The organism is Alkalicoccobacillus gibsonii (assembly GCF_016798245.1).
Lineage (GTDB): Bacteria > Bacillota > Bacilli > Bacillales > Bacillaceae_D > Alkalicoccobacillus > Alkalicoccobacillus gibsonii.
Genome location: NZ_JAEUZA010000002.1, coordinates 305,265 through 325,614, shown reverse-complemented (window position 1 = coordinate 325,614; position 20,350 = coordinate 305,265). Strand labels below are relative to the sequence as shown.

General features: G+C 43.0%; 19 protein-coding genes. 7 read left to right on the top strand and 12 right to left on the bottom strand.

Annotated features, from left to right (window positions below):
- Positions 1 to 78 precede the first annotated feature (78 nt).
- The 3 genes from JNO66_RS08400 (at position 79) to JNO66_RS08390 (ending at position 2,600) form a co-directional block, all read left to right on the top strand.
- Positions 79 to 321 (top strand): YuzF family protein, encoded by a 243-nt coding sequence (locus JNO66_RS08400; RefSeq protein WP_246483214.1) that lies wholly within the window; start codon positions 79 to 81, stop codon positions 319 to 321.
- A 37-nt stretch (positions 322 to 358) separates the two neighbouring features.
- Positions 359 to 1,249: a manganese catalase family protein gene (locus tag JNO66_RS08395; RefSeq protein WP_203087812.1), complete on the top strand. Its 891-nt coding sequence runs from the start codon at positions 359 to 361 to the stop codon at positions 1,247 to 1,249.
- A gap of 175 nt (positions 1,250 to 1,424) precedes the next feature.
- Positions 1,425 to 2,600: an MFS transporter gene (locus JNO66_RS08390; RefSeq protein ID WP_203087811.1), complete on the top strand. Its 1,176-nt coding sequence runs from the start codon at positions 1,425 to 1,427 to the stop codon at positions 2,598 to 2,600.
- 288 nt (positions 2,601 to 2,888) lie between these two features.
- Here JNO66_RS08390 and JNO66_RS08385 read toward each other — a convergent pair whose 3' ends face one another.
- The 6 genes from JNO66_RS08385 to JNO66_RS08360 form a co-directional block, all read right to left on the bottom strand.
- The gene (locus JNO66_RS08385; RefSeq protein ID WP_203087810.1) at positions 2,889 to 3,695 is read right to left on the bottom strand and encodes an AraC family transcriptional regulator; all 807 of its coding nucleotides are present in this window, start codon (positions 3,693 to 3,695) and stop codon (positions 2,889 to 2,891) included.
- Positions 3,696 to 3,772: 77 nt separating this feature from the next.
- Positions 3,773 to 4,510 carry a glycerophosphodiester phosphodiesterase gene (locus tag JNO66_RS08380; RefSeq protein WP_203087809.1) on the bottom strand — a complete coding sequence of 246 codons (738 nt, stop codon included), beginning with the start codon at positions 4,508 to 4,510 and terminating at the stop codon, positions 3,773 to 3,775.
- Positions 4,511 to 4,525: 15 nt separating this feature from the next.
- Positions 4,526 to 5,344: a carbohydrate ABC transporter permease gene (locus tag JNO66_RS08375; RefSeq protein WP_203087808.1), complete on the bottom strand. Its 819-nt coding sequence runs from the start codon at positions 5,342 to 5,344 to the stop codon at positions 4,526 to 4,528.
- Positions 5,345 to 5,361: 17 nt separating this feature from the next.
- Complete coding sequence (locus tag JNO66_RS08370; RefSeq protein WP_203087807.1) at positions 5,362 to 6,228, bottom strand: carbohydrate ABC transporter permease; 867 nt, start codon at positions 6,226 to 6,228, stop codon at positions 5,362 to 5,364.
- Complete coding sequence (locus tag JNO66_RS08365; RefSeq protein ID WP_203087806.1) at positions 6,225 to 7,295, bottom strand: ABC transporter ATP-binding protein; 1,071 nt, start codon at positions 7,293 to 7,295, stop codon at positions 6,225 to 6,227. Before JNO66_RS08365 ends, JNO66_RS08370 begins: the two co-directional genes overlap by 4 nt.
- A 21-nt stretch (positions 7,296 to 7,316) precedes the next feature.
- Positions 7,317 to 8,600, bottom strand: a complete 1,284-nt coding sequence (locus JNO66_RS08360) for an ABC transporter substrate-binding protein (protein WP_203087805.1) — start codon at positions 8,598 to 8,600, stop codon at positions 7,317 to 7,319.
- 424 nt (positions 8,601 to 9,024) lie between these two features.
- Here JNO66_RS08360 and JNO66_RS08355 point away from each other — a divergent pair, with 424 nt between their 5' ends.
- The 3 genes from JNO66_RS08355 to JNO66_RS08345 are packed head-to-tail and all read left to right on the top strand — an operon-like array spanning position 9,025 to position 11,900.
- Positions 9,025 to 9,750 carry a (Fe-S)-binding protein gene (locus JNO66_RS08355; RefSeq protein WP_203087804.1) on the top strand — a complete coding sequence of 242 codons (726 nt, stop codon included), beginning with the start codon at positions 9,025 to 9,027 and terminating at the stop codon, positions 9,748 to 9,750.
- A 13-nt stretch (positions 9,751 to 9,763) separates the two neighbouring features.
- Entirely contained in the window at positions 9,764 to 11,197 is a 1,434-nt protein-coding gene (locus tag JNO66_RS08350) for a LutB/LldF family L-lactate oxidation iron-sulfur protein (protein WP_203087803.1), read from the top strand.
- Positions 11,187 to 11,900 carry a LutC/YkgG family protein gene (locus JNO66_RS08345; RefSeq protein ID WP_203087802.1) on the top strand — a complete coding sequence of 238 codons (714 nt, stop codon included), beginning with the start codon at positions 11,187 to 11,189 and terminating at the stop codon, positions 11,898 to 11,900. The genes JNO66_RS08350 and JNO66_RS08345 overlap by 11 nt, the downstream gene beginning before the upstream one ends.
- Positions 11,901 to 11,920: 20 nt before the next feature.
- Here the strand turns inward: JNO66_RS08345 and JNO66_RS08340 are convergent, their stop codons facing one another.
- A complete protein-coding gene (locus JNO66_RS08340; RefSeq protein ID WP_203087801.1) occupies positions 11,921 to 12,646 on the bottom strand; it encodes a FadR/GntR family transcriptional regulator in 726 nt (241 codons plus the stop codon).
- Between the two features lie 68 nt (positions 12,647 to 12,714).
- Positions 12,715 to 13,164 (bottom strand): Rrf2 family transcriptional regulator, encoded by a 450-nt coding sequence (locus JNO66_RS08335; protein ID WP_203087800.1) that lies wholly within the window; start codon positions 13,162 to 13,164, stop codon positions 12,715 to 12,717.
- A 183-nt stretch (positions 13,165 to 13,347) separates the two neighbouring features.
- Between JNO66_RS08335 and JNO66_RS08330 the strand changes: the two genes are divergently transcribed.
- The gene (locus JNO66_RS08330) at positions 13,348 to 14,211 is read left to right on the top strand and encodes an SDR family oxidoreductase (RefSeq protein WP_203087799.1); all 864 of its coding nucleotides are present in this window, start codon (positions 13,348 to 13,350) and stop codon (positions 14,209 to 14,211) included.
- Between the two features lie 284 nt (positions 14,212 to 14,495).
- Here the strand turns inward: JNO66_RS08330 and JNO66_RS08325 are convergent, their stop codons facing one another.
- The 4 genes from JNO66_RS08325 to JNO66_RS08310 all read right to left on the bottom strand — a co-directional run bounded on the left by JNO66_RS08325 (position 14,496) and on the right by JNO66_RS08310 (position 20,349).
- Complete coding sequence (locus JNO66_RS08325; protein WP_203087798.1) at positions 14,496 to 16,556, bottom strand: bifunctional aldolase/short-chain dehydrogenase; 2,061 nt, start codon at positions 16,554 to 16,556, stop codon at positions 14,496 to 14,498.
- Positions 16,557 to 16,585: 29 nt separating this feature from the next.
- Positions 16,586 to 17,839: an L-rhamnose isomerase gene (gene rhaA, locus JNO66_RS08320; RefSeq protein ID WP_203087797.1), complete on the bottom strand. Its 1,254-nt coding sequence runs from the start codon at positions 17,837 to 17,839 to the stop codon at positions 16,586 to 16,588.
- Complete coding sequence (gene rhaB, locus JNO66_RS08315) at positions 17,832 to 19,253, bottom strand: rhamnulokinase (protein ID WP_203087796.1); 1,422 nt, start codon at positions 19,251 to 19,253, stop codon at positions 17,832 to 17,834. The genes rhaA and rhaB overlap by 8 nt, the downstream gene beginning before the upstream one ends.
- A gap of 127 nt (positions 19,254 to 19,380) precedes the next feature.
- Positions 19,381 to 20,349 carry an AraC family transcriptional regulator gene (locus JNO66_RS08310; protein ID WP_203087795.1) on the bottom strand — a complete coding sequence of 323 codons (969 nt, stop codon included), beginning with the start codon at positions 20,347 to 20,349 and terminating at the stop codon, positions 19,381 to 19,383.
- Position 20,350 lies beyond the last annotated feature (1 nt).

Below are 20,350 nucleotides of genomic sequence, written 5' to 3'. Positions count from 1 at the left end.
CGCCAAATTCTCAATTTCGGAAGTGGATTTCTCGACAATTTCTAGCCATATTCACTACATTCTTTGCATATACTTCCTATGGTCAAAACAAAGGAAGGAATGATTCATGTGGATGAGCAGATCCAATGGACAATTACAGATCCGTATGTATATGCAAAAGCATCGGAGCTTGTTGGAGCAATGGCAGAGGTACAAACGACTCATGGTGCTGTTCGAGGAACACTAAAGGAAGTTCAACCTGATCATATTGTTGTTGAAATGGGTGGGACGCCCTTTTACATTCGCACGCAACAGATCGTCTGGTTTTTCCCTGTTTCTTAGACGGAACCAATTTTAATAAGGAACGGAGGATGAATTCATGATTAAACGAATCAATAAGTTAGCCATTGAATTACCTCGTCCAGAACACGGGGATGCAAACGCTGCTGCAGCTGTCCAAGAATTGTTAGGTGGGAAGTTTGGTGAAATGTCTACCTTAAATAATTATATGTTTCAATCCTTTAACTTTCGTGGAAAGTCAAAATTCAAACCCTTCTATGACTTAATTGCTAGTATTACAGCAGAAGAGTTTGGGCACGTTGAACTCGTCGCAAATGCGATTAATCTCGTTTCATATGGAACTACATTCCCTGGTGATCCAGACACAGCACCTCTTCAAAATGGGAAGGACAAACGCTATTCAACACATTTCACGACAACTGCTCAAACGGCTTTTCCGGGGGATGGGATGGGTAGACCATGGAATGGAACGTTTGTAACCAATAGTGGTGCATTAATTGAAGATCTCTTACACAATTATACCTTGGAGATTGGGGCTCGTCATCATAAGATGAGAGTATATGAAATGTCGACAAACCCAACCGTACGAGAACTGTGTGGATACTTACTTGTTAGAGGAGGCACACATATTATTGCCTATGCTAAAGCAATTCAAGTGGCCACAGGCGTTGACATCGGCAAGATGCTTCCTGTTCCTTATCCAGATAATACAAAATTTAGTGAAGCCAACAAGTTTATTGACCAAGGCCTCTATAATGTACTTTACACGTGGGGAGAGCCAGAATACCGGGACATCGCTCAGATCTGGAAAGGTGAAAACCCTGAGACAAAAGAGCCTCTTCGAGTAATTGATGGCGTTCCCGAAGGAGCACCGATTCCTGATTTGGAAGAAACACCTCAGCTCTTTGCTCCAGGGGTGGATCCAGATGACTATGCTAAAATCTTAAAACGACTAAAAGAAAATATCTAATGAATCTGACCAGAAAGAGAGCCGTTCTTTCTGGTTTTTTCCATTTAAAAAACGAAGTAAGCGCGGTCATTTTGCAAACTTTTTCTTTTTGAGTAATATGTCTAGACATCACCCCAAATATGTTTTACTATAACCGCTTGTGCTGATAAAAAAGTTAATTGTGAGGGGTGATGAAATGAATCGTTTACAGGCTTCAAGAAGAACTGTGCTCATCATATTTATGCTTTCCACATTTGCTATTGGAATGACTGAATATGTAGTGACAGGTTTGCTTACTCAATTCTCGAATGATTTAGATGTACCAATTTCAACAACAGGACTACTGCTCAGTGTATACGCATTAGGTGTTGCCGTATTTGGCCCAATTTTGCGTATGATAACCATTAAGTTCTCTACTAAAAGATTACTAATCGTATTCATGGGGATCTTTGTTGTCAGTAATATCATTGCGGCTACTGCACCTAACTTTGAAATGCTCTTAGTATCAAGGCTGTTGTCTGCAACGATGCATGCGCCATTCTTTGGGTTAAGCATGGCTGTAGCGGTTAACATTTCCACCCCTGAGAAACGCACAGCAGCAATTGCCGCTGTACAAGGTGGATTAACCATAGCCATCATGCTTGGTGTTCCATTTGGTTCTTATCTAGGTGGGATCTTTGACTGGAGATATGTATTCTGGTTTATTGCGATCCTTGGAGCCATTGCCTTTATCGGCATTATTCTAACGACACCAAACCACAAACCAATTGACACTCCTAATTTGAAGAAAGAGTTAGGAATGTTTAAAAATAAAAGCGTATTACTTGTCATTGCGATTATTGTCTTTGGATTCTCTGGGGTCTTTACAGCGTATACCTTCAAAGAACCAATGCTACGTGAATTCGCTGGATTTGAAGTGACTGCAATTACGGCTGCCCTCTTCTGTTTTGGAGTTGGTGCAGTGATCGGCAACTTTGCATCAGGGCGTGTGTTACCTAGATTGCTCACAGAACGTTTGATGGGTGCGCTCATCATGCTTGCTGTCGTTTTGGTATCGTTCACGTACCTGTTACAGTTTTCAATTACAGCGTTTGTCATCTGCTTCCTATTCGGTGTTGGAACCTTTGGAACGACACCTCTACTCAATTCAAAAATTATCATTGCAGCAAGAGAAGCCCCATCTCTTTCAGGGACGGTCGCTGCCTCTGTCTTTAATCTCGCTAATGCCATCGGTGCCTTTCTTGGTACCCAGGTACTCGAGGCGACTGGTAGCTATACGACCGTAACATTTGTCGCTGCGAGTTTGATTCTGCTAGGACTTGTGATTACGTTTGTTACGCACAAGGTTGAAGATAAAGCATTGTATGAGTGAGAAAAGAGCTGAGACAAAACATTAGTGTGGATAGCTAAACACGAACATAGCACAATATCCGCTACAGGAGAATCCCTCGCTTTCCACGGGAACGGCCTCAGCCCCTTTCGCGGGAAAAGCGCCGCTAAAGTGTCTTCACCGCGTTCTGTTCCGTAGGAGTCTCGGGTTCTCCTTCCACTTGTTCAAACAAAATCACAAAAGGCGAATGATTCTGCAATCGAATCATTCGCCTTTTTAGTGTTGATTTTTATTTATCCCCAAACTCTTCTCTCTCCTACTCTACTCATGCTACTCATCTGCCCTTCCCACATACGTAGTCCGGTACCGATTGGGTGGTACCCCCACCTGCTTTTTAAACACTCTGTAAAAGGTAGAAAGCGATTCAAAGCCAACCTCAAAACAAATCGTTACTATATCCAAATCCGTTTCCGTCAGCATTTTCTTCACACGGGTTAATCGTACTTCGGTTAGATAACGCATAGGTGTTTGATCATATACTTCCGTGAACATCTGGTTCATGTATCTAGAGCTAATCCCCATCTTCCCAGCCATCTCTTCTATACTTGTAATTTGATAAAAGTTTGAATCAATATATTCCTTTAACCAACTAGACCTGAGTGTATTCGAGTCCAGCTGTGCCATGGACTGGTTGGCTCTCATGAGGATAAAAAGAAGCTGACTAAGCAAAAGCTTAATGCCGAGCTTATACTCGATGCTCTCCTGCGACTGTTCGTACAACATTTTTCTTAGTAATTGTCTAATCTCACTGCTAACAAATAGATTAAGACTCCAGACCTTTGGTTCCTTGAAAACAGGTTTGATCAAAAACTCTCTAGTATCAGCATCTACATGAAGATGCGAGAATTCCAAAATAAGCACCGTCATCTTAGACGCTGCGAGAATCGAATGTTCCGTATGAGGGGGAATGACAATCATGCTATCTGGCTTTAGGGGAGATGTGTGTTCATTTAACTGACACCGACCCTGCCCATCCAGAACATACAAGATTTGATGCGTTTGGTGACTATGAGGCTGAACAAAGTCTTTCTCTTGATGTTTGCTTTCATATAAAATAACATCCTGCAAATTCGGCATACCAACACTCCTAACCACTCTTCTCTCTGGTTCTATCATAGCCGAATAAGCAGGGAACACAAAGCAATTTACTTCTTTTAGATCGTAGTAGATTTTAAGATATGATCCTTTAAAATGCGTGGATTGTTTGTTGTAATGTATACATCCTCATACATTGTGCGGCTTCGATTGACAATAAGTTCATCATCAATCGTCCAGACTCCCACATGTATTCCATTTTCCTGCAAATGCTTAATGAGTGCCGCATCCGCAAAATGGTGCTCAATCATCACATAGTCAGCTGCTACATAATGCAATTGTTCTAAAATGAGGTTAGGGAGCTGACCAATGATAAGTCCTCTATGGGCATGAGGAGCTAACTGTTCAATTCGTTTCACTGATGTATGGTCAAAGGAAGCAAAAATAACTTGCTGCATCATATCAAGTCGATCGACAACCTCCACAACTGCTTCTTCCATACCAATGTAGCGTGAGCCGACTTGCTTTAATTCAATCGTCACTTTCTTATCTGAATCCTTCATCGCAGCAAGCGCCTGTTCCAAGCTTGGGATCCGTTCCCCTGAGAAGGACTCGCGACACCAGCTACCTGCATCAAGCTGAGATAATTCGCTGAACGTAAAATCTCTTACTTCACCTGCTCCGTTTGTTGTTCGCTCCAATGTATGATCATGGATCACCACCGGAATCCCATCCTTACTTAAATGAACATCTAGTTCAATTCCAAAGATCCAGTCATGCTCTAACGCCTTGTAAAAAGCAGCCAAAGTATTTTCCGGGGCATAACTCGACCAACCTCGATGTGCGATACATTTCATCTCATTCATCCTCTCTTATTTCACTCCAGTGTAGGTAAAGGCACGGATAATCTGACGTTGCGCCATAAAAAACACAAACAAAACAGGGATCACTAAAAGCATATTTCCTGCCATTAACGTATTCCAGGACACCCCACCCTCCGTATTTCTCAGCTGAGCAATGCCCACTGGAAGTGTGCGCGCATCATTGTTTGTTGTCATAACAAGCGGCCAGAAGTAATCGTTCCAATGAGTAATGAAGCTAAACAATGCAAACGTAATTAAAGTTGGTTTAGCAAGTGGCACCATGACACGCCACATAATCTTCCATTCGCTCGCATCATCCAGTCTTGCCGCTTCAATTAGTTCGTGAGGAACCTGTTTAAACGACTGCCTTAAGAGAAAGATTCCGAAGGCGCTTGAAGCAAATGGGAGAATTAATGCCCACACCTGATTTAATAGACCCCAGTTACTCATTTGAATATAAACTGGTAGAAAAATTAACTGCGCAGGAATCATTAATGTGATCATAATGAGAGCGAATAAAACCTTCTGCCCACGGAATTGATACCTAGCAAAGGCGTAAGCAGCCGGTACAACCGTGATAAATTGGAAAACAAGGATCCCACCTGTGACGAGCAAGCTATTTGTTAAGTACTGCAGAAACGGACCAGAATTCCAGGCCGAAACAAAGTTCTGCCATTGAAACGAGTCCGGTAACCATTTAGGGGGAAAGGTCATGGCTTCGCCTAATGTTTTAAGAGAGGTTGATACCATCCATAAAAACGGAAATAGAAAAACGAGAGCAAGAAGGACTAGACCCACCACATTGATCGAACGTTTTACTCCATTCATAATAAAGGCTCCTTTCCTTATTGATAATGAACACGACGTGATAAGAGCCAGAAGTAAATCGCCGTAAACACACTAATAATAATTAATAACAAGACACCCGCTGCCGAAGCATAGCCAATTTTAAAGTATTGGAACCCATATTCGTAGATGTAATACACGATCATATTTGTTGAGTTTATGGGACCACCCTGTGTCATAATCGAAATCGTCTCAAATACTTGGAATGACCCTATTAGATTGATAATGACAAGAAAGAAGATGGTTGGTGATAGCATCGGTAACGTAATCTCTCGAAACCGACTAAACCTTGTAGCATCATCTAAATCTGCTGCTTCGTAGACGGACTTTGGAATACTTTGAAGGCCTGCAATAAAAATCAACGTGTTAAAACCAAGCCCCTTCCAAACAGCTACAACTATAAGAGAAAACAAGGACGTCTCTGGCGCGTTCAACCATTGTATGCCGTTTAAGCCAAAAAGATTTAGTGCCCAATTCAACAAGCCATAATCCGGCTCCATCATCCACATCCATAACAACGCAATGGACACTAGTGAGATGACGTGTGGACTAAAGATGGCTCCTTGCAAGAATGTATAGAACCAGCCTTGTTTATTTAACCAAAGGGCAAGGAAGATCGAGAGAATCGTTGTTACACTTACGCTTGCCACGGTGTACACTGAGGTGTTGAGCAAAACCTCTCTAAATTCAGTATCACGAAAAAGCTGCATAAAGTTTTCGAGTCCGATAAAATTCATCTCTGGGCTGATAAAGTTCCAATCATGTAAACTGAGCTGAACTAAATAGCCGATAGGGTAGAGAAAAAACAATCCAAACACAATAAGAGATGGAAGAATCATTAAATAAGGCTGTGCTTTTTGCATCATGCTTCAATGCCCACCTCTTCGTGAACAACATGAGGCTTCGTTATCGCCACCCCATTTTGGTCAAAATAATGGAGATGTCCGCGCGCAACACTAATGTATACCTTATCTCCCATTGAAAGGGGCGGTTCAATGCTTTTAGCGACCATCCCTCCAAAGGACGTTTCAAGCTGGTACAATGTCTCAGATCCTAAGGTTTCGACTGTCTTAATCTCCGCTTTGACAATCGCTTTTTCTCCCGATAGAGCAAGACTTTTGGAAATGGTGACATGCTCTGGACGGAACCCAATTTGATTCACCTCTTGCCCCACATGCTGAAACGACTCAGGCAGTTCATCCATAGTGAACACATTCATAGCAGGAGTGCCAATGAACTGAGCAGCAAAGACATTCGCTGGCTGGTGGTAGATTGTCATCGGTTTATCCATCTGCTGAATCAACCCTTTATGTAGGATGACAATTTCATCACCCATCGACATCGCCTCTGTTTGATCATGTGTGACATACACAAACGTTGTACCCAGGCGTTTATGAAGCTGGATCAGCTCTGTACGCATCTGCCCTCTTAGCTTGGCATCAAGATTAGAAAGAGGCTCATCAAATACAAAGACCTTTGGCTTCTTCACCATCGCTCTTGCAAGTGCCACTCGTTGGCGCTGTCCACCTGAAAGAACCTGTGGCTTTTTTGATAGATAAGGAGTCAGACCCACGATACTAGCAATATCGTGGATCAGCGCCTCCCTTTCTGCTTTTGGTACCTTCTTATTTTTAAGACCGAATTCAATATTCCCTTTAACCGTCATACTTGGGTAGAGGGCATAGTTTTGGAACACCATTGCAATATTTCGTTTACCCGGAGGGAGATGATCGATACGTTGGTCATCGATCCAGATCTCTCCCTCCGACTGCTCCTCAAGTCCCGCGATCATTCTAAGCGTTGTTGACTTCCCGCATCCAGAAGGACCAACAAACACGGTGAATGAACCGTCTTTAATGTGCAAATTCAAGTTGTCAATGACCCGTTCATCTCCAAAGCGTTTGCTGATGTTCTTAAGGGTAATACTAGCCATAGTCCCCTCTCCCTTCCTTAATTATTTCAAGACTGCTTCCGCGCGTTTTTCTGCATTATCTAAGGCATCCTGACTTGTGCCATCCTGTAGGACCGCTCGTGTGATTTCCTCTACTAATGCATTTACGACTTCGGGATAGCCTTCTACCATTGGACGTTCATGCGCATATTCAAGCTGATCAACCGCTGTTTTATATTGAGGAACTTCATCGTACACCTTCTGCATCGCCTCTGTTTCAGATGCAGAGTGTCTACTTGGCAAATAACCTGTAAATTCACTTGCATACGCAGTTTGGTCGGTATCAGTCATCCATTTAATAAATGTCCAAGCGGCCTCTTGTTTTACCTCGTCCAAGCCAGCTGTCATGACAAGATTCGCTCCGCCCGTCGGAACCCCGAACTGCTTGTTTTCAGGCATAAAGGCTGTATCCACCTCATATCCCTGTTCTTTAGCATTTGTCATTAAATACGTAAGGTCAGCTGTTGAGCTGAGCATCATTCCCGACTTTCCATTTACAAAATCCTGCTTCGCTGTATCTCCTGCAACATCTCCAGTAGGAACCTTAATGGAGCCTTCTTCATACATCGCACTTATAAAATCAATGGCTTCCGCTCCTGCCTCACTATTAAATGCAGGCTGACCGTCCTCATCAATCATGGTTCCACCAGCTTGTGTCACAAAGGCTTCGTAGAACCAAATATCAATCGGCATTGTTGCACCCTTCATCGTCCCATCCTCAGACAAAACAGCCGCATATTCCTTAAACTCATCCCATGTCTTTGGACCAGCAGGATCAAGACCCTTTTCCTCGAGAATCGTTGTGTTCAAATATAGGATGGGTGTACTGCGGAGATACGGAAGCGCATAGATCTCATCCTCCACATACGAGTTCCCCATCAACCCTTCATTAAAATCCTCTATATCAAGCCCATCTGCATCAATAAAAGGCTGCAAGCTCTGCGTCATCCCATTTTTGGCAAAGGTCTCAACCGAAGCAATTTCATTCTGTGTGACCTCTGGTGCATCCTTCGCTGCAAAGGCTGCCTGTGTTTTTGCATGAAGCTCATCATATGTACCTTGAAACTCTGCCGTTACTTGAATGGTAGGATGCTCTTCGTTAAACTGAGCCACTAGATTTTCATTGTTCTCTCCAATCTTGTCTCCCCATGCGTACCAATATGTAAGTTCTACAGGCTCATCCGGAGTGGCTCCACTTACAGTATCTGAGGAAGGAGTTGATCCACACCCTGTCATCATAAGTAAAGCAATCGCTGCCGTGCTCCCTATCGTCCAGTACGTTTTCATGTATCTGCCTCCTAGAAATGTTTGATTGGCTTACTAGCTCCTATGCTACGTTCCGATCATTAAGCATCTATGAATGGAAGATAAAGTATTTTTAAAGTCAGTAGGAAAAGCATGTAGAATGTTAAGCAAGGATGTTTGTTGTAAAGGTGACGTGGAGAGGAACAGGCAGATTTTTGTCGGTGATGATCGATGGGGCGTGAGCGTTGGGGTTTTGAGTAAAGGGGGTTAACGTTTTACTTTGGGCTCTATCGTTTCACTTTGTGAGGTTAACGTTTCACCTTAGGGTCTATCGTTTCACTTTACGCGGTTAACGTTTCAATTCCTCACCCCCTCCCTATTTATCTATTGAACTCCCCTCCCGCCCGGTTTATAATGAAATCAACATTTAATGGTCTGACCATATGACAAAATGGGAGTGAGCGGCTTGAAGGTATCGTTATTCATTACGTGTTTGGCAGATGTATTTTATCCAAACGTCGGGAAAGACGTGGTTGAGGTGCTGGAGCGACTACGGTGCACCGTAGACTTCCCTGCAAGTCAAACCTGTTGTGGGCAGCCTGCTTTTAACAGTGGGTATCATAAGGAAACAAAGGAAGTTGCTAAAAAAATGATTCGTGCATTTGAACACTCTGAATATGTTGTGGCGCCTTCTGGTTCCTGTGCTGCGATGCTCCATGAATATCCACATCTCTTTAAGGATGACTCTGGCGTCTGGTTAAAACGCGCCGAAGAACTTGCAGCTAAAACATATGAATTCACTCAGTTTCTAGTAGATGTGCTTGGGGTTGAGGGCGTTGGAGCAGCATGTGAAGCTAAGGCTACATTTCATTCTTCGTGCCATATGACGAGATTACTCGGTGTAAAGGACGCTCCTATGAAGCTCCTCAAGCAGGTGGAGGGACTTGATTATACGGAGCTCCCTGGTAGAGAAACCTGTTGTGGGTTTGGAGGAACATTCTCCGTAAAAATGAAACCGATTTCAGAGCAAATGGTTGATGAGAAGATTGCTCATATTGAAGAAACGGGTTCAAATGTGTTGATTGGGGCCGATTGTGGATGTCTGATGAATATTAGTGGTCGGCTTGAGCGACTCGGGAAACCTGTTCAAGTAAAGCATATTGCTGAAATTTTAAATCAACAAAAGGTGTAAGGAGGATACCGACATGCCAATGAAAATCGGAGACAAACCGTTTTTTGACCGGGTAAATAAGGGGCTTGATGATTCATTTATGAGAGGGTCTGTTGTTTCGGCACAAGAGCGTTTAAAAAATGCAAAAACACGTTCTTCTGATCAGCTAGGCAATTGGGAGGATTGGCGGGAGCAGGCAGAGGAAATCCGCCAGCATACGCTTGAAAACCTAGATTATTATTTAGAACAGCTTGCGACCAATGTAGAGAAAAGCGGTGGAAATATTTTCTTTGCACAAACCGCTCAAGAAGCAAATGACTATATCAAAGATGTAGCACAGAAAAAAGAAGCCAAAAAGATTATCAAATCAAAATCAATGGTTACCGAAGAAATTGGGATGAATCATGCTTTAGAATCGATTGGCTGTGAGGTGATTGAGTCTGATCTAGGTGAGTATATCCTTCAGCTTGATGATCACGATCCTCCGTCTCACATTGTGGCACCTGCTCTTCATAAAAACCGCGATCAAATTCGCGATACGTTTGATACAAAACGTCAATATAGAGGAACGTCTAAGCCCGAAGAGTTAGCATTGTTTGCAAGAGAACAGCTACGCCAGGAATTTTTAACAGCTGATCTTGGAATCACTGGCTGTAATTTCGCAGTTGCTGAGTCAGGTTCTATCGCTTTAGTCACAAATGAAGGAAATGCACATCTAACCGCAGATTTGCCGAACACGCAAATTGCTGTAATGGGAATGGAGCGAATTGTTCCTACATGGGAAGAGCTTGATGTGATGGTAACTATGCTCTGCCGTAGTGCAGTTGGTCAAAACCTGACAAGCTACGTTACAGGTCTCACTGGCCCAAGGCGCGATGGAGAAACAGACGGACCAGAAGAGTTTCATTTGGTCGTAGTCGACAATGGCCGTTCTTCTATTTTAGGAACAGAGTTTCAATCGGTCTTGCAATGTATTCGTTGCGCAGCCTGTATTAATGTGTGCCCGATCTATCGGCACATTGGTGGACACTCGTATGGATCCATTTATCCAGGCCCAATCGGTGCGGTGCTCTCCCCACTACTTGGAGGATACGATGATCATAAGGAGCTTCCATTTGCTTCAAGCCTTTGTGCTGCCTGTACGGATGCATGTCCAGTGAAGATTCCACTCCACTCACTTTTAATCGAGCATCGTCGGAAGATTGTTGAGGACGAAAAATTAAGTACTTGGGGTGAAAAGCTTGCGATGAAAGGCTTTGGTATGGCGATGAGCAACTCAAATCTGTTACGTACGGGTACAAAGCTTGCTCCAAAGCTCATGAAGCCACTCGTAAAGAATGGGAAAATCGTTCGGGGGCCAGGTCCAATGAAACCATGGACAGACATCCGTGACTTCCCAACACCCGCTAACGAGTCCTTCCGAAGCTGGTTTAAGAAAGAAAAAGGAGGTGTAGCGCATGACAACTAAAGAAACCAATCAAGAGATGTTTTTAAATGAGATTGCCAAAAACCTCGGTCGCCCGCGAAAAAAAGCAGTCGAGCGTCCAACGTGGAAAAAACGCCCTCAGTGGGACGTGTCGACGGATGCCAGCCAGGATGAGCTTGTGGCACAGCTTAAAGACCGATGTCTCGCCATTCATACTCAGGTGGAGGAAACCACTCTTGATACACTTTCAACTACTCTTGATAAAGTCCTAAACGATTACGAGGCTTCATCCATTATTCACTGGCAGGATCCCCGCTTTACCGAGTATGGTCTTGATTCCTACTTTGCGTTGCACAAAGAGAAAGGCCATCATGTTCGTGCGTGGGAAACGCAAGATGAACAAGGAAATATCACCTTTGCAGAACATGCGGACGTTGGCATAACGTTTTCTGATATGACGCTTGCTGAGTCTGGAACCGTTACATTACTCCACGATTCCGGGAAGGGGCGATCTGTCAGCTTCCTTCCCAAATCATTTATTGCTATCATTCCTAAAAGCTCACTTGTGCCTCGTATTAGCCAAGCAACTCGGATGCTTCATCAAAAGGTTGAAGCGGGAGAAGCGATTCCCTCCTGTGTGAACTTTGTTTCTGGACCTAGTAACAGTGCTGATATTGAGATGAATTTAGTTGTTGGAGTTCATGGACCCGTTCGCGCTTGCTATATTCTTGTTGAAGATAAATAAAACAAAACGGAGAGACTCAGTTAGTCGACTGAGACCTCTCCATTTTTTTGTTTATATTCAACGAGAAGCTGGTTGATCGTGTCTAAGTGAATCGACATCGCTTCTTTTGCTTTTTCGGTATTTTTTTCTTTTATGGCTTGTGCCACTGCGAGGTGCTGATCCATTAGCTTTTGTTGGATCGAATAGCCTTCGATTACCTTTGCCATCCAGACCTTTGTTACTACACTTGATATTTGAAGAACCTCTGTTAGAAAGGAGTTTCTCGCCATTTCTGCGATCAATCGATGAAACTCTAGATCAAGCTCCAGGAACGTATCATGGTTGCTCGCACGTTGCATCCGCTTAACGACATCATCAAGTCGCACATGATCTTCATCTGTTGACTTTTTCGCTGCCATTTCAGCAAGAATGACTTCAACTCCCACTCTTGCTTCTACAAGCTCAAGAATGTTATCAAAGCTTATTTTTGACATAAGCTCGAGATGCTTTGTAAAAAAGTCACCAAAGCTTTCTGCTACAAAGGTACCCTCTGGCACACGCACGTCAATTAGCCCAAGTGCTGCTAAGGCACGAATGGCTTCTCTTAATGTGCTTCTTCCAACACCAAACATTTCCATAAGCTTTCTTTCACTTGGCAGCTTCCCACCAGGCGGAATCGTCCCATTTATAATTAATTCCATCAGCTGTTGAACAATATTTTGAGACATCGTTGTTTTTTTCACTTGATGAATCTGATCTTCAAGCATGTGCTCACTCCAATGATCTGACCTTAAGACCTTAATGATAACGCACGAGGTTAGAAACAACAAGATGATCAGTGACGCTCTTCTGATGCCTCATCCTTCTCGATTTGGCGGACAACCTGGTCCACTGTTGTTTTTTCCAATGATCGCTCCAGGGCTTGCTGGGCCTCATTAAAGTGCTCACCGATGGAATGCTGTATGTTTCGACCGACAATACATTTTGGGTTCGGATCATCATGAATACTAAACAATTGATTTTCTTTCACAGCTTCTACAGCCTTATACACGTCAAGCAGTGTTACTTCAGACAAATCCTTTGCAAGCTCCGCTCCTGCTTTTCCCGGTCTTGTTTTCACAAGTCCAGCATTCCTGAGCATCCCCATAATTTTGCGAACAACGGCGGGATTCGTATTCACACTTCCTGCTAAGAATTCAGAAGTATTTATTTCTGGTTGATCTTTATCTATATCTAAAAGAGATAACAGATGTATCCCTACTGAAAATCGACTACTAATCGACATATTGCACCATCCATTCTTGTAACAAATGCTATTACAAGTATAGTACAGATTGGTAAGACGAACAATATGTGGGCTTATGAATAGACCACTCAATTCTATTGACAAACACCTAACTTGTAACTATTATAAATACATGTAATAATAACAGTTACAAGTTAATTTAAATCTTAGGAGGCTTCTCATATGAAAACACTAATCACCGGAGCAACTGGTCGTCTCGGTTCTAAAATTGTTCAATCCGTACTTACTCGTATTCCTGCAAGTGAACTTGCAGTCAGTGTTCGTAATCCTGAAAAGGCCTCAGACCTAAAAGAGTTGGGTATAGATGTACGTCAAGCTGACTTTAATGACCCCTCTTCACTTGAAAAAGCTTTTGCTGGTGTTGAACGCCTGCTTCTTATCTCTGCAGATGGAGACAATGAAACAAGAATTAAGCAACACACCCAAGCTGTTGAGGCTGCTAAACAAGCTGGTGTTTCGTTTATCGCTTACACAAGCTTAGCGGATGCAACCGACAGTCAAAATTTGATGGCACCGCCACATGTTGCGACTGAACAAGCAATTAAAGAAACGGGAATTCCGTATTCCTTCTTACGTAACAACTGGTATTTAGAAAATGAAGCGGACAGCATAAAAGCCGCGCTCCAAGGTGCACCATGGATCACTTCAGCTGGTTCAGGTAAAGTTGGCTGGGCACTGCAACAAGATTATGCAGAGGCCGCTGCACGTGTATTAACGGAAGATGGGCACGAGTTTACAACATATGAGCTTTCTGGTCCCCTTTATACGCAGGAAGAACTTGTTGGGCACTTAGAGTCTGTGACTGGAAAAAACATCACCGTTAAGCAGGTTAGCGATGAAGAGTATGCAGAAGCAATGAAACAAGCTGGTGTGCCTGACTTTGCGATTCCGATTGTTGTTGGCATACAAGAAAGCATTCGCGTAGGCAGTCTAGCTACAGAAACAAGTGACTTTGAAGCAGTTCTAGGTCGTCCTGTAACACCCATTGAGGAAGCATTAAAACAACTGGTTTCTTCTTTGTCATAAGATAAGTGACTGTGGGACAAAACATTAAAATAGATAGTAAAACACGAACAGAGCATGATATCCGCTACAGGAGAATCCCTCCCTTTCCGCGGACACGGCTTCAGCCTCATCCGTGGAAGACCACCACTGCTGAGTCTTCAGACACGTGTTTTTCCGCAGGAGTGTCGGGTTCTCCTTCCGCTCGTCTTACAAAAAACCCGAAAACACGAATGGCGAATGATTCGATCGTAGAATCATTCGCCATTTTCTTATTGATTTTTAGTTTTATCTCAGACTCTTTTTTATTACCTTGTAAATGCTGCAGGGACTCCACCATCTACTGTAATCATGCAGCCTGTTGTTTTTTCTGATTTGGACGAAGATAAAAACAGAATGGCATCCGCGATATCCTTTGGAAGAATCATTACACCAAGTGTTGTGCGTTTCTTATAATGATCTTCAAGCTCTTCCGGTTTAATGCCGTATGCTGCGGCACGTTCCTCACGCCATGCTGATCCCCAAATCGCTGAACCTTGTAAGACTGCGTCTGGCAATACCGTATTCACACGGATTCCAAAATCTCCACCCTCTGCAGCAATCGTGCGAGCTAAGTGAGCTTCAAGCGCTTTTACCGAGCTGTACGCAGACACATTTTTCCCTGCATATACCGAATTTTTCGATCCGATAAAGACCATGCTTCCTCCGATGGATTGCTTCTTCATAAGCTTAAAGGCTTCACGAGAAACGAGGAAATAACCTGTTCCAAGCACATTCATATTCAAATTCCATTCCTTTAAGCTTGTTTCATCAAATGGACTCGATGTCGCAAGGCCTGCATTATTAACAAGCATATCTAGTCCACCATATGTGCGGGCAACCTCAGCAAAAGCAGATACAATAGCTGCCTCATCTGTTACATCCATCTTAATGGCAAGCGCTCTCCCCTCGCCGTATTCTTCATTGATCTCAGTAGCAACCTTTTGTGCCCCTTCCAGGTTTAAATCAGCAATGACTACATGTGCACCCTGACTGACGTACTGACGGCATGTTTCACTTCCGATCCCACCTGCTCCACCTGTTACAAAGGCAACCTTACGCGAGAATTCAGCCTCGGCTGGTGCAAGAGATAGCTTATACAACTCAAGTGGCCAGTACTCGATTCCGAAAGATTCCGCTTCATTTAATGATACAAATTGACCAAGTGCTGTTGTTCCTTTCATAACGGAGATTGCACGTGTATAAAGGGCTCCACTTACCTTTGCGTTTGCAAGGCTCTTCCCTGTGTTCACCATTCCAATACCAGGAATTAAAATGACACGCGGAGATGAATCAAACATGATGTCGCCTTCTGACTGGTTTGTTTCAAAATAAGCTTGGTACTCTTCTTTATAGGATTTGATACCTTCCATAAGCTTTTCTGCCAACCCATCTATATCATTAGCATCTGGCTCCCAGCTAATAAAGAGAGGAACACGCTTTGTATGAACCAAGTGGTCAGGGCAAGCCGCACCTACTTGGGATAATTCCTTAGCATCATGGCTGTTTACAAACTCAAGTATGTTCTCACCGTCATCATACGTAAGAAGCGCCTTCTCTTGCTGACTCACCTGTCCACGGATGACCGGCATGACAGCTGATAATAAATCCTTGCGCTCCGCATCAGTTAGAGAACGAACCTTTTCCCCTCCAAATGGAGTATCCTGCTTAGACTGAATATATGCTTCTGCTTCGTTAATGGCAGAAATGGTTCGATCATAGCTCTCTTTTGCCGTGTCCCCCCAAACAACCAGACCGTGCTTCTCCATGAGAACAAGCTCTGCGTTTGGATTGTTTTTCACACCCTCTGCAATCATTTTAGATAGCGTGAATCCAGGGCGAATATAAGGAACCCACACAAAGCGGTCTCCGTAAATTTCTTTTGCAATCTCCTGACCATTATCTGCGCAGCATAAGCTGATGATCGCATCAGGATGTGTGTGATCAACATGTTTAAACGGAAGGAATGCATGTAGCAACGTTTCGATTGATGCACGCGGATGCTTTTGACTTAGCATGCAGTTTTCCAGGTAAGAAACCATTTCAGCATCTGGCATTTCATCTTTTTCAAATAAAGGGTGAATGTCATCTAGGCGCAACCCCGTAAAATTTTGCGCACCCATCGTTGCTAGATCGGATCCGCTTCCTTTCACCCACATCACATCTACTACCCGCCCACGAAAATCAATCTCTGTTGTTTTCATCGACGTGTTCCCACCACCCCAATTACAAACTGCACGGTCTGAACCGATCAGGTTAGAGCGATAAACCAGTTCATCTAACCCTTCTTTTTGTTCTGCTTCTTGTTGATTCCAAAGGTTTTTTACCATTCTACTCAGTCCTTTTCGGTTTGGTTTGACTACACGCGCTTAGATTGTACGTTCTCTTCGTATTCTTTTATATCGTTTAACCAGCTTTCTTTAACTGGAACCTGCTGTCTTTGGCAATACTCATCCCAAATCGCACCAAATGGATATGTCTTAAATTCCTCTAGTAATGCCAATCGCTCTGTAAAATTCCCTTGTTCTTGCAGTTCTTTTAGATGATTGGTTGGCTCTAGTAGAGCATAGAGCAGAGCCTTCACTGTGTTGCGTGTACCAATCGTCCATGCCGCCACGCGATTAATACTCGCATCAAAGAAATCAAGGCCTATGTTTACTCGTTCATGTGCATCTGCACGAATAATTTCATGAGCAATTTCTTTTAGTTCATCATCAAATGTAACAACATGATCACTATCCCAGCGAACAGGGCGTGATACATGAAGTGCTACTTTTTCATTAAATAAAAGTAAGGATGATAGTTTATTAGAAATCGTTTCTGTTGGATGAAAATGTCCTGAATCAAGCAAACACAGCTTGTTATTCTGTTGGGCATAGCTTAGATAAAACTCATGAGACCCAACAACATAGGCTTCTGAACCAATACCAAATAGCTTGCTTTCAACTGCATCTAGGACAAGGCTCTCATCATATTCCTCTGAAAAAATTTCATCTAATGATTCTTTTAATCTCTTTCTGGGCGTTAAACGGTCACTAGGAGTGTCCTTATATCCATCAGGTACCCAAATGTTAACTAAGGAAGGTGTTCCGAGCTCTTCTCCAAAATAGGCAGCAATTTTTCTACTGGCCTTACAATGGTTTATCCAAAACGTACGAATCTCTGGATCAGGATGACTAAGTGTCAGGCCGTCTTCAGCCTTCGGATGTGCAAAAACGGTCGGATTAAAATCCAGTCCAATCCCTTTTTCCTTCGCCCAAGCTATCCAATGCTTAAAATGTTTAGGTTCAATGGCATCACGGTCTACCTCTTCCCCATCTGTCTCTGCATAGATGGCGTGAAGATTCACACGATGTGTTCCAGGGATTAAAGACAACGCTTTGTCTAAGTCTGCTCGTAGCTCTTCTCCATTACGAGCTTTTCCCGGGTAATTTCCCGTAACGTCAATGCCTCCTGAAAGCTCTCTTTTTGTCACCTCAAATCCCGTGATGTCATCTCCTTGCCAGCAATGCACGGAGATTGGGATGGTTGAAAGCTTTTGAAACGCTTCTTCCACATTTACTCCAAAACGCTCGTAATGAGTTTTTGCTTCTACAAACGGTGTGTTAGCCATTAGGAACCTCTCCTTTTTGTGGATTAAACTTTTTTAATGGGAATGATGCCGCTACAAGCTTACGAGCATCAGCTAATGTGTTGATATGACCTGTAGCACGCATCTGAACTAATAGATTGCCTATCGCCGTTGCCTCGACCGGACCTGAAACCACTAATTTTCCCGTAACATTTGCGAGTAGTTGGTTTACATATTCGTTTTGTGCACCGCCACCGATGATGTTCACTTGATCATAAGTCCTGCCATTCATCTCTTCTATTTGGAGTATAGCTGCATGATAGCTCTTAACTAAACTATGAAACACACAGGCTGCTACCTCACCAGACCTGACAGGCACTGCCTGATTATTTTCCATACAAGCCGCTTGAATTTCCTCAATCATATTTACTGGATTCAAAAACCTGTTCTGATCTACATCTATTAGTGAGGGGGCTTTCACTTTCTTGCTTGCTTGGACAAGCTCATCAAAGGAGTACATATCACCATATAAACGCTTGACTTCCTGAATCATCCAAAAACCCATAATGTTCTTTAAGAACCGGAAGCGATAATCTACGCCTCCTTCATTCGTAAAATTATAGGCTTGCGCTTTCTCATCACAAATTGGCTCCGCGTTCTCTACACCAAGCAAAGACCATGTTCCAGAACTTAGGTAGATGGTTTCTTTAGCTTCCGGTATAGCAGCTACTGCAGACGCTGTATCATGTGTAGCTGGAACAATCACTTCAAGATCATAGCCAAACTCCTGAACAAGCTCTGGTCTTAATCCTCCTAGCGAAGTTCCCGGGAGGACCATATCTTCAAATAGGTCAGGACTGATGCCTAAGTACTCAAGTAAAGCGTCATCCCACTTTTTTGAGTAGGCATTTAATAGCTGTGTAGAGGTGGCATTTGTATATTCATTGACCTTCTTCCCTGTCAGCAGATAGTGAAGATAATCTGGAACCATTAAAAAGGATCGAGCCTTCTCCATCACCTCTGGGTTCGACTCTTTTAATGCAGCTAATTGATAGATGGTGTTAAACGGTTGAAACTGAATGCCTGTACGTCTGTAGATATCATCCTTGGAAAGTGTCTCCGCTACTTTTTCCATGATTCCTTCCGTACGTGAATCACGATAAGCAACCACTGGGCCAATTGGCTGGTCCTCTTCATCTAGTAACACATAGTCAACAGCCCACGTATCAACGCCAATCGTTTTAGGCTTTATCGCTTTTTCACGACAGAAATGAATACCTTTCTTTATTTCAGTAAAGAGTTCGTCTACATCCCAGCATAGATGTCCTGAACGATGGATCATCGCATTATCAAATCGGTAAACTTCTTGAAGGTCGATCTTATGTTCCTGAAGCGTACCTACAAGCAACCGGCCACTTGATGCTCCAATATCCACGGCAATATGAGTAGCTGACATCTTTTCAACCCTCCCTTTGTAATCGCTTTCTTACATTGAGTATATAAAAGCCTGCTTTGAATCTCTATGTCCGGAAACACCTAAACCTATGTCCTTATTTGCAAAAAAAAAAGAAGACCTCCGTTAGTTATAGGTCTTCGAGTGATTCACGATATTTCTTAGGTGTCGTTCCATATCTCTTACTGAAAATCCGATAAAAATAACTCACATTATCGTAGCCAACCTGATTCACAATCATTGTAATGGGAAGGTCCGTTTTTGCCATCAGCTCACAGGCAACGGATAAGCGCTTTTCTTGTAAAAGCTCCTTAAATGTTTGATTGGTCATCTGCTTAATGGCTCTACTTAACACATAGTCATGTTGCTTGAGGACCGAGGCAATCTCAGTCAGTGTTGCTGTGCTATAGGACTGATTAATATACGAGAGGATTTCTTGCATCCAGTTTGTGTGCAGGGTGAACATTTCACCGCCTTCAATTTCCTGCTCGTTCTGAGAAATCTCAACAAGAACTAAGCCAACGAGAAGCTTTACCTTTGCCTCCGACACTTGATTCGGATGAAGAATCTCATGGATAATTGTATGGATATGCGTCTGTAGAGCTTCGTGATTGGCTGTTTTAAAGGTTAGATACTGGCCCTGATACGAATATGTGTAGAGACTATCCATTAGAAATCGATAGATGGGGCCACGAATGTTTAAAAAGGAGAAAATATATTCAAAAAAGCTAGGTTGAATAATAAAGTTGATGATAATATCGTCTTTTTGACAAGGCTCAATTTCATGTTCAATGTGTTGATTTAAAAACATAAGCTCCCCTTCATTTAATTGCATCCGTTTTCCCGCAATCGTTTGAGTGAAGGACCCTTGAAGAACAAAACTCATTTCTATGTAATCATGCTTATGTTTAGGAAACTGTACAAATCGAGTATGCTTCCGAACCATAATTGTTTCATTCTTCGTGAGGAATTTTTTACTTTCCACTGTGGTGAAATGTTCCTGCGTGGAATAGCGTGCATGAGAAACCGTAGGATTGGCGAGAATATCTCGTTCCTCATCCGTTAGTGGCATGAGATGATCAAGGATTTTATTTTTCATA